Consider the following 13,156-nt stretch of genomic DNA (forward strand, 5'->3'; position numbering starts at 1 on the left):
GCGAATTAAGGCCTTCGAGGCCGAAGGCGTCCTGTCCTCCCACCTGGAGGCACCGTGCGCCGGGGGCACTGACCACCCGCGTCGCCGAGCTCCCGCGGCGTGCCTGTAGGGCCGTTGGACTGCCTCATTCGTGACCATGTTCGCTTCAACGCGGGGAGGATGAGAGAACAGGATGGACTCGGCGACTGCGAGGTGGGTCGGATGAAGTATCAGATGTGGCAGAACGATTGGGACGGCCGATCGGACCACATGTCGGGCGGTGACTGGTGGTGGATGGCGTTCATGATGCTGTTCTGGGTGGCGGTCCTGGTGCTGCTGGTCTGGGCGGTGATCAGGCTGAGCCGCGCGATCGAATCGCATCACGTCTCGGCCCAGGGCGTCCAGCCGTCGGGGCACCATGAGGCACCTCGTGAGGTGCTCGACCGCCGCTACGCCGCCGGTGAAATCGACTCCGCGACCTACAGCGAAATGCGTGCCCGTTTGGAAGGCAGCGACCCCGCTGCGGGTTTGGGTTCGAATAAGCGAGAGTTAGGCCGACCGCTAGTCACCGCTTCGATCTGGTCGCCGCGGTGCTGCCGCTGGCCGACCGCCCCGCTCTCGCGGAGGTGCGCCTCGGTGAGCTCGAATCCGAGGTCGGCACGGACCGCTTCCGTCGTCTCGCCGCCGCGATCCAGCGCGTCAGCCGCATCCTGCCCTCGGACGCCGCGCCGGTGTCGGAGTTCGGTCTCCTGACGGCCGCAAGCGAACAGCGGCTCATCGCCGAACTCGGCCGCACGGAAGGCGCCGATGGCGGACTGAGCGACCGGATCGCACTCGCCGCCGGCCAACTCTGATCGTGGGCACCCTCGACTGGCAGTGAGCCACCACAGCCGGTCTCTTTCATGCCTTCTGCGAACCACTGGCCGTAGCACATTCGCGGCATCGGCGGGTGACGCGCTTTCGACCGTGTCCCCATTGGGACATCACTGTTGCATGCGGTGCGCGACTTCGGAAACATTGCGCTCGTCAGCAACCTCACCTACACCAAGTAGGTCTATTTAGGATTGGGGAACGACATGCGCAAGTTCGAAGTCGCTCTTGAGGGGCACGGGAACATCTGTGCCCGCTCCTCCTACTCCCCCCTGATGTCTCCGGACGAGGGGTCCGAGGAGACCTTCGAGGCGGCGCTCATGGCCGCCCTGGAGCAGTCCGAGGCCGTCGAGGCCCCGGCCGCCGAATTGGCGGAAGCGGCCAGTCGTTAACGGCTGACTGGGTTCAACGTGCGAGGACGCATTCCTCCACGTTGAACCGTCAACCCGCCGAGGAGTACAGCTCCCGCGGGATTCGAAGTCACCTCGAAATCGATCCGTGATCGCCAGTACGTCGCAGGTCCCGGTGAATTGGAGTAGAAGCGTGCAACTCTTCCTCGATCGCTATATCCACCTGATCGAACGCCAGGGACAGCATTTGGCCTTCAACAGCGTCAGCCTCGACTCCTGGGAGCTGACCAGCGCCGAAGCCCGGGTGCTCAAGGAGCACGCCGACGGTGCGACGGCAGTGGACACCGTCGGCGTCGACGTCGAGGCCCTGGTCGAGGAGGGACTGCTGGTGTCGGTCCGCACCGAACCGGGCAAGGCGATGGAACGCCTCATGGAGAGCCGCAAGTCCAAGTCCGCCAAGGGCCGAGGCCACTTCAACAGCCTGCGGATGTCGCTCACCGAGCGCTGCAACATGGCGTGCACCTATTGCTTCCAGCAGGCGCTCTACCCCGAGGACCAGCCTCGCATGAGCGAGGAGACGATGGCCCAGACGCTCGAATGGTTCATCGACCAGGCCGAGGGCGACTCCATCAGCCTCCAGTACTTCGGCGGTGAACCCCTCCTCGAATGGCCGCTCATCCAGCTCGCCAACGCGACCGTCGCCAAGGCCCTGGCGGAGGGCCGGATTTCCGGTTACCGCCAGACGATGACCACCAACGGCACCGTCCTGACCGACACCCGGGCGAAGTGGCTCCTCGAGCAGCAATTCGAGCTCATCTTCAGCTTCGACGGCCCTCCCGAGATCAACGACCAGATGCGCATCTTCAAGAGCGGCCGCGGCAGCTACGAGAAGGCCGCCGAGGGCATCAAGCGCTGGTCGGCCCTCGGGGGCGAACCGGCCATCCTGATGACGGCCACCCAGCTCAACCTCCGGTCCCTGCCCCGCTACGTGCGCTGGTTCGCCGAAGAATCGGGCATCAATCCGGCCGTCATCGCGCTGAACTCCCCGCAGCCGACCGAGACCGGTTGGGAGACCGGCGGGGTCGAACTCGCCCAGGCCGTCTTCGAGATGTGGCTGTACTGCGACGAGCGCGGCATCGCCTTCCAGGCCCCGGGCACGTTCATCCCGCTCCACCTGCGTACGAAGATGCCCCAGTCCGACCACTGCATCGACGGGAACCTCTTCGGGACCGAAGCGGGCACCTGGCCCGTGTACGTCAGCGCGGACGGTCGCCGTTCGCTGTGCCTGGTCCACCACAACGACCACCGCGTCGAAGTGCCGAAGGGCGGCGATCCGATCGAACTCGGACGACGCTGGCACTTCGAAGGCCCGACCGTCGAGGAGTGCGACGGCTGCATCGCCAGCCAGATCTGCGGTGGCCCCTGCACCCTCGAGAAGCTGCTCTGGGGTGGCGACAAGCTCAGCGCCGACCGCTGCGACTTCATGCGCACCATGACCACCGAAGTCCTCACCTCGGGCCGTGGGGAATGAACGGGTCCAATCCGGACGACGCCGCGGAGCAGATGGCGGAGGCGATCGACGGACTCCGTCCCACGCCCGGCCGGCTGCTGATCGTCGCGCGCGGAGTCCATCCAGTGTGGACTAATCTGGCGGATCGCTGCCGTCTGCGGGGCTGGACCGTGGTCCAGCGGACCCTGGCGGTCGACGACCGCCGGTGGGCCCCTCCCGTTCCGGACGGCCTTGCGGCCCACGTCGAATTCCAGGGCGAGCGCATCGGCTGCGATCTGGTGGTCTACCACGATCCATTCGGGGGCAACGAAAGCCAGGTAGGCGGACCAGTGTCGCTGCGGCGCCTGTGCGGCGGCGGCATCGCGTTCGTCAGTGTCGACTTCCCGCACGGACTCGCCGACCCGGTCCTCGCGGCGTCGCTGGAGGCGGTCTACCTGCGCGCCCTCGCAACGCCCGTGGCAGCGCTGCGCGACCGCGCCGACCGGCTCGCGTCGACGCTGGCAGACGCGGACTCGATCGAAGTCCACTTCGGAGACCGCCGCGTGCTCCACGTGCGGGGTCCCTGGAACCTCCGTACCGACTTCGGCTCCGCCCAAGCGGACCTGCCGATCCTGCAACTGCCCCTCGGCGAGGTCTGGATCGCGTGCCGGCCCGAATCGGTCAGGGGCGACCTCGAAGTGCAGGATGGTCCCGGAGTCAATGGCCCGCGCCGGTTCACCGTCGAAGAGGGACGGCTCCGCGAACCGCGGAGCGGACGATTCGCCGACCTCCGTCCGGTCGTCGAGATCGGCTTCGGCGTCAACCCGGACGCGCGATGGCTGCCCATGACCTCCTTGGGAGAGAAGGCCGCCGGTTCGATGCACGTGGGATTCGGCGACAACGTGCTCATCGGCGGCGACGTCGCCGACGACCGCCACTACGACCTCCCGCTGCCGCGATCGGCGCAGGTGAAGCTCATGACGGCTGCACGAGGAGCGGAAGCGGTGGCACTGTGAAGCGCATGCCGCTCGCGTTGGACCCCGCCGGCGTCACCGAACCGATCGTCGCGGGCGTCGGCGACCCGGCCCTCGCCGGGTACGAGTTCGACGCCCTCCTCGACAAGAACATCACCGATGCCTTGCGCCGGGAACGGCTCGCATTCCACAATCTCGACGTCTTGGAGCGCCTGGCGGACCCCCGGGTCGGCGAACTCATCGCGGTGCCCGGCGGTGACCACGGATTCGTGTACCGCGCCCGGTTTCGCGCGGACGGCGGATACGACGGCGGCCCGGTCTGGGGCCGACTGGCCTCCGCCTGGCGCTGCTGCCTCGCCGAGTTCGGCCCGATCGACTGGGACGTCGAGGTCTACTCCAGCGGACACGAGTGGCCCCGCGCGCTCTCCCTCCCCGGAACCGTCCTGATCTCGCATCGCCTCCCGGCGTCCTCCGTTGGCGCGCAATGGCTATACGTGCTGCACGAACTGCTGCACCAGTGGTTCGGCGCGCGAATCCGGCTCGCACCCGCCTCCCACGCCAGGTGGGAAGCCTGGGTCGACGCGATCGCCTGGACGATCGCCGCGCGAGTGCTCGGCGCCGAAGCCGACCAGATCTACGCGACCGTGTACAAGCGGCAGATGGTGACGAGCGAGCCGGGCCTCGCCGAACGCGGATCGCTCGTCTTGGCCGCCCGCCGCATCCTTCGCGACGACGACGCCGGACTCGCAAGGTTCGCAGCCGCCACGACCGAGGCCGAGCGGCGCGCACGGGCCCGACTGCCGCGCACGGTCGCGGACGCACCACCGCTCGACGCGATGAAGGGACCCTCCGATGCTGTCTGAGCAGACGTTCATGATCGCCAACTCCTGCAACCTCAGCTGCACCTACTGCTGGTACGAGGTCGGCACCTCCGAATACGCGCCGACCCCGGTCGGACCCGACACCTACCGCCGCTGGTTGGAACGGTGCAAGAGCACCGGCGTCTCGATCGACCGCGTGAACTTCACCGGCGGCGAACCGCTGCTGCGCGAGGACTTCCCGGGACTGCTCGACGTCGCGACCCGCCACGCCGGGAGCGTCGCCGTCTTCACCAACGCCGTCCTCGTCCGCGACGAGACCGCCGAGCTGCTGGCCTCCAGCGGCACCGAAGTCCACGTCTCGATCGACCACGTCTCCGAACACATCGGCGACCGGGTGCGCGGCGGCACAAAGGCCACCCTCAAAGGGATCGCCCGGCTCGTCGAGCACGGCGTCCGCAAACTCCAGGTCTGCGTCGTGATCACCGCCAAGAACCACACGGACCTCCCCGAAATCGTGCGCTTCACGCAGTCGCACGGACTCGACCTCGAACTCATGCCGGTCGGCGTCCCCGAGACCCACCCGTTGAGCTTGCGCTCGATCGACCCCGAGGCCACGGCGTCGCTGTCGGCGCTGATCGAAGAGCACCGGGGCCTGCTCGGCCGGGAGGGGTACTACCGGCGCTTCCGCAGATTCCTGGGAACCGGGCAGGTGTCGCCCACTCCCGGCTGCGGGGCCGCCGAGCGCGGGGTCTTTGTCAACTCCGACGGCGAGATCTGGATGTGCCCCCAGCGGAGCGCCGAGACGTTCGGCAACATCGCCACCGCCGACCCGGAGGAGGTGCTGAAACGCAAGCGCGCCGCCGCGGCCGCCAAGCGCCCCGGTTCCTGCGTGAAGCTCGACTGCCTGGTGCTCACCTGACGCCTCCCGGACCCGAAGCCCGCCTGCGAATGGAGCCCCTGACATGCAACGCGTACTGATACGGCGCCTTGGCATACTCGTCGCCCTGGTCTCGTTCGCGGACTTCATCTTCGGCGCCACCGTCGTCGTCCACATGTTGAACGGCGGCCTGACCGGAGCCACGATCGGCATCGCGCTGGCGGTCTCCGGGGTGCTGTCGCTCGCGGTCGAGACCCCCAGCGGCGCTTGGGGTGACAAGCACGGCCAGCGCCGGATCCTCGTGATCGGCCTGGTGCTGTGGGGCCTTGGACTGCTGGCGTTCGGGTTCGCGCAGTCGATGCTGATCTTCACCGTCGCTCTGGTCCTGTGGGGCATCGGCCAGTCCTGCTACTCCGGCGCGCCGACCTCGCTGGTGCTCAACCGCTTGCACGAGGAGATCGGGGACGAGGGCATCGCCGGGGTGATGCGCAAAGTCCACGTGATCCGGTGGACCGCCTCCGGCGCGGCCGCCGCGAGCGTGTTCCTCACCGCGGAGCACTTGGCCGTCGACACGACGATCATCGTGGCCGGAGCGCTCCTGCTGCCGGTGGCGCTGTGGGTGCGTCTGCGGTGGCCCGAACAGCGTTCGGAAACAAAGGATTCCACGGCGCGGCTGCTCGGGCGCGGCCTGCGGCTGGCGGTCACCGGCGAGCTGCGCACGCAGATGATCCACGCGGCGCTCATCGGGTTCCTCCTCACCGTCCTGATCTTGACCTGGCAGCCGCTGTCGATGGAGACGATCGGGCTGCGACCGGAGTCGCTCGGCCTGGTGCTACTCGTGTTCACGGCGGCCTCGGCCGTCGGCGCTTGGGGCACCAGATTCACCGAGCGATTCGGGGCCCGTCGGGTGCTCCCCATCGGGCTGGTCCTCACCTGCGCCGTGATGCTCACGGTTGGGGCGGGTGCCGTCGCGACCGGCGCGGCCTTGGTGGCGGCCGAAGCGCTCACGGGTCTACTGATGTGCCTCAACGCGATCAGGGCGCAGCAGCTGTTCCCCGACGCGCTCCGCACGACCATGACCTCGATCATGAGCGCCGTTCTCGGGCTTTCGATGGCCTTGGGGGACTTCGTGACCGGACTGCTGTGGGAGTTCATGGGAGTCGAGGCGGCCGTCCGCTGGTGCGCGCTCTCCGTGGCGGTCGGCTGCCTGGCCGTCTATATCGCGGATCGCTTCAAGTCCGCGGCGAACCCCGAGGTTGCGGGTGAACCGGAGACGTTCGAACCGGTGGGACAGCGCGGCTGACGAAGACGAAGTCGGCGGCGGCGAGCCGCCGGAAGCTCAACGAGAGGAACGGTCGGATGGAGAATCGAATGGAGCGGCTGGCAGGCTGGCTGATCCGGGACAAGGGCACGGACTACCTCGCGACCATGCGCGGCTGGATCGAGCTCGAAGGCGTCCCCAGAGGACTTCCGCGGGAGGCCCCCGCGGTGGTGTTCGGCGAGCGCGCCGAACCGGCCCGGCTCACCGTCGCGAAGATTGAAGTGGACTCGACCGGCGACTCCGGCACCCGCCGGCGGCCCCGGCTCGCGGTGCGCCCGGCGGGCCACCTCTCGACCGCGTCCGGACTCCGCCAGACCGCGCGGGAATGGCTGGTCGAGAGCGGCTTCGACGAGATCGTGCTGCCCATGATCTGGTCGCGCTCCGAAGAGTACGGAGCCGAGGAGTTCCAGCTCGCGCACAGTCGGATGGACGACATCGACCTGCGGATCCTGCAATCTCCTGAGTTCCCGCTCTACACTGCCCTTGCCGAGGGCCTGGACCGCAGCTTCGCCTTCGGGCGCTGCTTCCGCTACGAGGCAGGCGACGGCGCCGCCTCCTCCGAGCACTACCTGATGGAGTTCGAGCAGCTCGTGTTCGCGACGACGTTCGAGGGTCTCGGCGACTGCATGGCGCAGGTCGAGGAACTCATCCGCACGCTCGCGAAAGCGGTCAGCGTCGATCTCGACGACGTCGACTTCCTGGTGAGCGCACCCGAGGGAATGTCCGATGTAGCCGCCAAGGGGCGGGCCGTCGAGCTGGAGCGGGTTGTGCTGTTCACCGTCCCCGCGTCCTGGCCCGCGGCCGCCCGGCGCGTCCTCGTCGACCGCTTGGAGCAGGCGGGGGCGAGCGTCATCGCCCTCGAGGGCGATGACGACGTGCTTCGCGGGGGCACCGAGGTGCGACTGGCGGTCGAGACCGGCGACGCCACCGTGGCCACCGTGCACCGCATCCTGGACACCGCCGCCTCCTACGTCATGCCGGGCAACGGCATCTCCGCCGCCATAGCGCTCCAGTGGAACCCGGCATGGGAGGCCTACCTTCCTCTGGAGTGGAGGGAGGACGAGCAGTCCGAATCGGCCTACCCCGTCCGATCGATCACCTCCAGGCGCGAGACCGACGCGGACGGGAACGAGCGGATCGCCGATGCGGAGCTGTACCTCAAGGGCATCGAGGTGGCACACGTGCGGGCGTACGCCGACCGGACCCAGTTCGAGGAGAACCTCGCCAAGGCCGGGATCAACGACCCCAACGGGCGCTTCGGATACCTGCTCGACGCGCTCGAATCGGCGCCCCCGGGCATGGTCGGGATGTTCATCGGCTGGGAGCGTCTGCTCACCGTGCTCGAAGGGCTCCTCGCGACCCAGGAGGCGCAGCTCTACCCCCGGGACGGTACCGGCCGCCTCGTGGGGGAGACCGGCCCGCACGCCCACCGCCGCACCGACCGCGACGCCGACAAGGAATGACCATGGGAGACCTACCCGTTCCCGGCGCCGAGGGGTTGACGAGGCGCTGCCCGTTCTCGGTGATCGAGGAGTACGAAAAGGTGCGCGACACCTCAGGGGTGGCGCCGCTCGACACGCCCAGCGGCAGGCCCGCGTGGCTGCTCGCCTCGTTCGAGGAGACCAAGGCGACACTCGCCGACCCCCGGTTCGCCTCGGCGGTGAACGAGCCGCCGCCGCTGGACGACGGCAACCCCATCCCCGGCTGGTTCTTCGGGCTGGACGGCGCCGAACACTCCCGGTACCGGAAGCTGCTCACCGGCCAGTTCACGATGCGCGCCGCGCGGAAGGCGGCGCCCCGCATCAGGGCGATCGTCGTCGAGCACCTGGAGCAGATGCGGCGGCAGGGCTCGTCCGCGGACCTGTTCGAGGCGTTCGCCTGGCCGGCTCCGGCCCGCGTCATATGCGACCTGCTCGGCGTGCCGCGGGACATGGAGGCGCTCTTGACCTCCCAGATCGAGATCATCGACGGGGACGACCCCCGCGCGGACCGTCTCGGTGCGATGCAGACGATGTGGGATGCGCTGGTGGGCCTGACCGCCGCGAAGCGGCTGCGGCCCGGCGACGACATGCTCAGCGACCTGCTCGCCGGGAACGACGTCAGCGACCAGGTCGGCGCCTCGTTCGCGCTCGCACTGCGCATCGCGGGCCACGCCCCGGTCTCCCACGTCGTCGGCATGGGGGTCCTGTACCACCTGACCGAGAATGGGCTCGACGGCCGGTTCGGCGACACCGGCCGCCGCGATGCGACCGTGGAGGAACTGCTGCGGTTCCTGCCGACCAACAACCTCGGCGTGCTCCGCCTCCCGACCGAGGACGTCCAGATAAGAGGGCAGGCGCTCCGCGCGGGCCAACCGGTCGTCGCCTCGCTTGCGGTGGCGAACCGGGATCCGGCCCGGTTCGAGGACGCCGAGTCGTTCCGCCCCGAACTCAGACACCCGTCGCACCTGGCCTTCGGCTACGGTCCGCACCAATGCCTGGGCCACAACTTCGCGCGGGTCGAACTCGGCGTGATCTTCGAGGAGCTCTTCGGCCGATTCCCCGGCCTTCGACTGGCCGTGGCCCTCGACGAGGTCCCCATGCAGGACTCCGCGCAGTCGTACGGCGTCACCGCGCTGCCGGTAGCCTGGTAGGAGTCCAGTATGGAATTGGCTACCGAGGCGCGGGGGCCGGTGGCGCTCCCCAGGACGATTCGATCGTCCGGCGCCCTGCGCGAGCGCACGGCAGCGCTCTCGGAGCCCGGATCGTTGACGCGGTTCATCACGCGCTAGAACGATGTCGATGTGCTGCTGACCGACTCGCGGCTGGCGGCGCAGCCCGCGACGGAACCGGCATCCGCCGCGGGTCCACCGACCGCGCGGGACCGATTGGACGCGCTGGCGGGCCGATGGCCGGCGTTCACGGACCCGCCGCACTGGACTGTCCTGAGAAGACTGATGCATCCACTTTTCCAACCCCGACACATCGATGCCGCGGCCGTCTCGGTGGTGAGGCGCTCCGGAACGGTCCCTCCTCTGAAACACCGCGGCAGCTGCGCGAAGTCATTGGCGCCGCCCTGAACGGATTCGCATAGACCGGAAGGCTCGTTCACCCTGCCGTTCGGGAAGGGGGCCATGCCTGTATCGGGGCGCCCTTCGCTCGAAGGACGGTAGTCGCGGTGCTGGAGGCAAACGGAATCGGCACTCGGCTTCCGGTGGATGGATGGGACATCGCCCCGGACATGAGACGGTGGCTCACCTGAGCACCGACGGGCCTGTGGCATGGCTCCTGCGCTCCGGGCCCGCCTTCGACGAATCCTGCCGGTTACCCGCCGGTCATCTGCCTTGAATTGAGCCCGGAACGATATTTGAATAGTCCCTATCAGATTCACGCCGTGAACCGCCATAGCCGGACAGCGATCGCGCCCCGTCATGAAAACGGCCTCAACCGCCGCCGGATCCTAGATGGAAGCCCCGCCGTTCCCGATGAATATGGGTGGAAAGGACTGCAAGTGAGCCCTTCTGGACCAGGCATCGCAAAGATTGCGCCGCTCACTGAATCAGAATTGAAAATCCTCTCACACGTCATCGCCGCCCCGAATCAGTACACGGCGGCGGAGTGGCTGGACATCTCCCGCCGTCATCTACGGCGGCAGATAGAAGCGATCAACGAGAAACTCGGTGCCGAGACCATTCTCCAGACGGTGGTGCTCGCGACGATCCGAGGACTGGTGGACCCGAAGTCGCTTCCAGAAGGCAGTATCGAGGAACGTGCGTTTCAGCTGGGACGCTCGGGCAAATGCCGAGCAGTATGCCCCCTTGGCAGGTAGGCAGCCGGCGCCTTCAGAGATTGAAGCCATGCTCTCCCGCCACGTCTGTGCGCCACGAAGGGCCTGAAGCCCTGGAACCGCGGGGGAAATGTGCCCTGGGCCTTCTCAAAATCGAAAGGCTTGCCTGACCAGGCAGGTTGTTCTCGGCGGCCCACGACCCATCGGTGGGAGTGGTCCGCCGTCCGGCCCGTTCGTAATCCTCGTCCGCGATTTCGCATCGCAGCCACTCGGCGCGCCATACGATCAGCACCATGCTCAGCGACTACGAACACCTTGACGCCGGCACGCTTCACGTTGACGGCGAACACCCTATCGACGGGCGAGTACTTTTCCGCCTCGGCATCCCGAACCATCAGGGCGCCGAATTCCACACTGAACCCCTCACACAAGAACAAGCGACCATCATCAACGGCGGCGGGATGACCCTGTCGCTGGTGCACGGGGACGCGGAGATCGAGATCGGCCCGGAAGCGCTTGTCATCGGTGCCGCAGTGAAGGCAGGCGATGAGGTTGTACAGCTTCACGCCAGTGACCCGCAAGGATGGCCACTAGACCTCTAACGCAGCCTAACCCTACGCTGACCGGCTTATCCTGCTCCAATGCACGGACCTGAGGAGCGTCCAGGGTATGCGTCGAGGCCCGTGCGGGAGATACGACAGCGGCAGAACGGGGTCAAGGGGTCCCAGGTTCAAGTCCTGTCAGCGACAAACGGACACCGGGAACATCGATGATGTTCCCGGTGTTTTCGTATTTCGTCCATTGATATAGCGGAGTTACTGGTCGGTAATTTCGGGCCGCCGGGCGCGATCGGGAGGTTCCCGGCGGCCGCCAGCAGTCGGTTTCGCGAATTTTGCGTGTGTTGTTGTACTTCTGTCCTGGCTTCGAATAAGACCCTCATGTGTGGATGCTCGGTCAGATCCCCGCGCCGCAATAGGTTCGATATGGAAGTCTCCTGTTGAGTTCTGTTGTGTCACAACGGAACTCAACAGGAGTCTTTCTCAGTCCGTAAACACGGCCTAAGCGTCTCGTCGGGTCACAGGTAGGGGCTCTGAGTGAGCAGGTGGCTCCGGTAGCCTTCGCCCACACCGGGCTCCGGGGTGCCGGACCAGTCCTTGATGAGGACCGCGCCGCTGGTGCAGCCCCACGGGTTCCAGGTCCACGCCAGGTAGCCCAAACCATTCGCGTCGGCCCAGTCCACCAGCCCCTGCATGTAGTCGAACCCGCAGTTGTCCTGGCCGAACTCGCCGAGGACGACCGGCACCTCCTGCATCAGCGGGGCAATCTCACTGTCCCAACAGGACTCGGTGACGCACCGGTTGAAGCTGTACGAGTGCCAGGACGCGGCGATGTTGTTCAGCGGGTCATTCGGCATGTAGGCCAGCCATTCCCGCATGTCGTTGGTCCACTCAAGCCCGCTGACCATGAGTATGTTCGTGGCACCGGTGTCGCGGACCGCGTCGACGAGGTCCTGCATGCCGGCCACCTCGTACCCGATGCCGGCGCAGGTGCCGCCGTCGCGCAGGCACTGCCAGCCCAACGTCTTGTCCCAGTTGCTGGCCATATCCGGGTACGGTTCGTTGAACAGGTCGAAGACGACGGCGTCGTTGCCCTTGAAGGTCTCAGCGACGCCGGCCCAGAACTGCGGGGCGTACTGCGCGTCGGGCATCGGCTTCTGGCAGGTGGCGTGCACGTCGGTGCAATGCCAGTCCGGTCCTGTGGTGTAGGCGCCCCAGGTCCAGTGCAGGTCGAGGATGACATTGAGGCCGTTGGCGACCAGGAGATCGACGTAGTCCTTGATGCCTTCCTGGTAGGCGGCGCCGCTGGGTGAGCCGTTGAGGCCGAGCCAGCACTCCTCGTTGAGCGGGAGGCGCACGGCGTGGATGTTCCAGGCCTTCATGGCGTCGACGGACGCCTGGTCGACCGGGCCGGAGTCGAACAGGCCCTTGCCCTGCACGCACGCGAACTCGGCGGAGGACCGGTCCACACCCAGCAGCCGGTACGGATCGCCGTCCTCGGTGACGATCTGGTTGCCCGAGACGCTGAGCTGCGGCGCCGGCCCGTCAGGCGGGGAGGTGGTCGGGTCCTCGCTGGGGGTGGTGGTCGGACCCCCGGTCGGTGTCGTCGAGCCGGTGCAGGGCGTGCCGTTGAGCGCGAAGGACGCCGGTTCGGGGTTGGCGTCGCGCCATGCACCGACGAACCCGATCGAGGTGGAGTCGTCGGTGTCCAGTGACCCGTTCCAGCTCATGCTGGAGGCGGAGACGCCGGCGCCGGATTGGGTCCAGACGGCACCCCAGCCTTGGGTGACCTTCTGGCCGGAGTTCGGGAAGTCGAAGGTCAATGTCCAGTCGGACATCGCGTCGCCGAGGTTGGTGACGTTCAAGTCGGCGCGGAATCCGCCCGGCCACTCGCTCTGCACGGTATAGGTGACCGTGCAGCCCGAGGTGGCCGCCGATGCGGGAAGGGTCGCCGTTGCCAAGCCGCCCAGTACTAGTGCGCCGACGGCGCCGGCGACCAACAGTGTCTGACGATGTCGCATCTAAGCTCCTTGATGCTCGTGAGGGAAGGATGGGAGCGCTTCCGTTTTCACCTTAGTTAGACACCCGAATAAAGTCAAGCATTCACATGGATCTATGCTTAGTGATCATCGTGCAGCCGATCGGGCGAAAGG

General features: G+C 67.3%; 12 protein-coding genes. 11 read left to right on the plus strand and 1 reads right to left on the minus strand.

Annotated elements, in window-relative coordinates:
• Nucleotides 1-569: 569 nt before the first annotated feature.
• From O1R50_RS14865 to O1R50_RS14915, 11 genes are all read left to right on the plus strand, one after another.
• On the plus strand, nt 570-833 hold the full coding sequence (locus O1R50_RS14865; RefSeq protein WP_270110869.1) for a hypothetical protein: 264 nt from the start codon (nt 570-572) through the stop codon (nt 831-833).
• 222 nt (nt 834-1,055) lie between these two features.
• Entirely contained in the window at nt 1,056-1,241 is a 186-nt protein-coding gene (locus O1R50_RS14870) for a hypothetical protein (RefSeq protein ID WP_270110870.1), read from the plus strand.
• 151 nt (nt 1,242-1,392) lie between these two features.
• Nucleotides 1,393-2,730: a radical SAM protein gene (locus tag O1R50_RS14875; RefSeq protein WP_270110871.1), complete on the plus strand. Its 1,338-nt coding sequence runs from the start codon at nt 1,393-1,395 to the stop codon at nt 2,728-2,730.
• Nucleotides 2,727-3,704: a hypothetical protein gene (locus O1R50_RS14880; RefSeq protein WP_270110872.1), complete on the plus strand. Its 978-nt coding sequence runs from the start codon at nt 2,727-2,729 to the stop codon at nt 3,702-3,704. Before O1R50_RS14875 ends, O1R50_RS14880 begins: the two co-directional genes overlap by 4 nt.
• 5 nt (nt 3,705-3,709) lie before the next feature.
• On the plus strand, nt 3,710-4,525 hold the full coding sequence (locus O1R50_RS14885) for a hypothetical protein (protein WP_270110873.1): 816 nt from the start codon (nt 3,710-3,712) through the stop codon (nt 4,523-4,525).
• Nucleotides 4,515-5,402 (plus strand): radical SAM protein, encoded by an 888-nt coding sequence (locus tag O1R50_RS14890; RefSeq protein ID WP_270110874.1) that lies wholly within the window; start codon nt 4,515-4,517, stop codon nt 5,400-5,402. Before O1R50_RS14885 ends, O1R50_RS14890 begins: the two co-directional genes overlap by 11 nt.
• A 43-nt stretch (nt 5,403-5,445) precedes the next feature.
• Nucleotides 5,446-6,663 (plus strand): MFS transporter, encoded by a 1,218-nt coding sequence (locus O1R50_RS14895; protein ID WP_270110875.1) that lies wholly within the window; start codon nt 5,446-5,448, stop codon nt 6,661-6,663.
• Between the two features lie 56 nt (nt 6,664-6,719).
• On the plus strand, nt 6,720-8,144 hold the full coding sequence (locus tag O1R50_RS14900) for an amino acid--tRNA ligase-related protein (RefSeq protein ID WP_270110876.1): 1,425 nt from the start codon (nt 6,720-6,722) through the stop codon (nt 8,142-8,144).
• 2 nt (nt 8,145-8,146) lie between these two features.
• Nucleotides 8,147-9,313, plus strand: a complete 1,167-nt coding sequence (locus O1R50_RS14905; protein ID WP_270110877.1) for a cytochrome P450 — start codon at nt 8,147-8,149, stop codon at nt 9,311-9,313.
• 740 nt (nt 9,314-10,053) lie between these two features.
• On the plus strand, nt 10,054-10,488 hold the full coding sequence (locus O1R50_RS14910; RefSeq protein WP_270110878.1) for a hypothetical protein: 435 nt from the start codon (nt 10,054-10,056) through the stop codon (nt 10,486-10,488).
• A gap of 251 nt (nt 10,489-10,739) precedes the next feature.
• Nucleotides 10,740-11,048, plus strand: a complete 309-nt coding sequence (locus O1R50_RS14915) for a hypothetical protein (RefSeq protein WP_270110879.1) — start codon at nt 10,740-10,742, stop codon at nt 11,046-11,048.
• A 473-nt stretch (nt 11,049-11,521) separates the two neighbouring features.
• Here the strand turns inward: O1R50_RS14915 and O1R50_RS14920 are convergent, their stop codons facing one another.
• A complete protein-coding gene (locus O1R50_RS14920) occupies nt 11,522-13,024 on the minus strand; it encodes a cellulase family glycosylhydrolase (protein ID WP_270110880.1) in 1,503 nt (500 codons plus the stop codon).
• Nucleotides 13,025-13,156 lie beyond the last annotated feature (132 nt).

It is taken from the genome of Glycomyces luteolus (assembly GCF_027622875.1).
Classification (GTDB): Bacteria; Actinomycetota; Actinomycetes; order Mycobacteriales; family Micromonosporaceae; genus Glycomyces; species Glycomyces luteolus.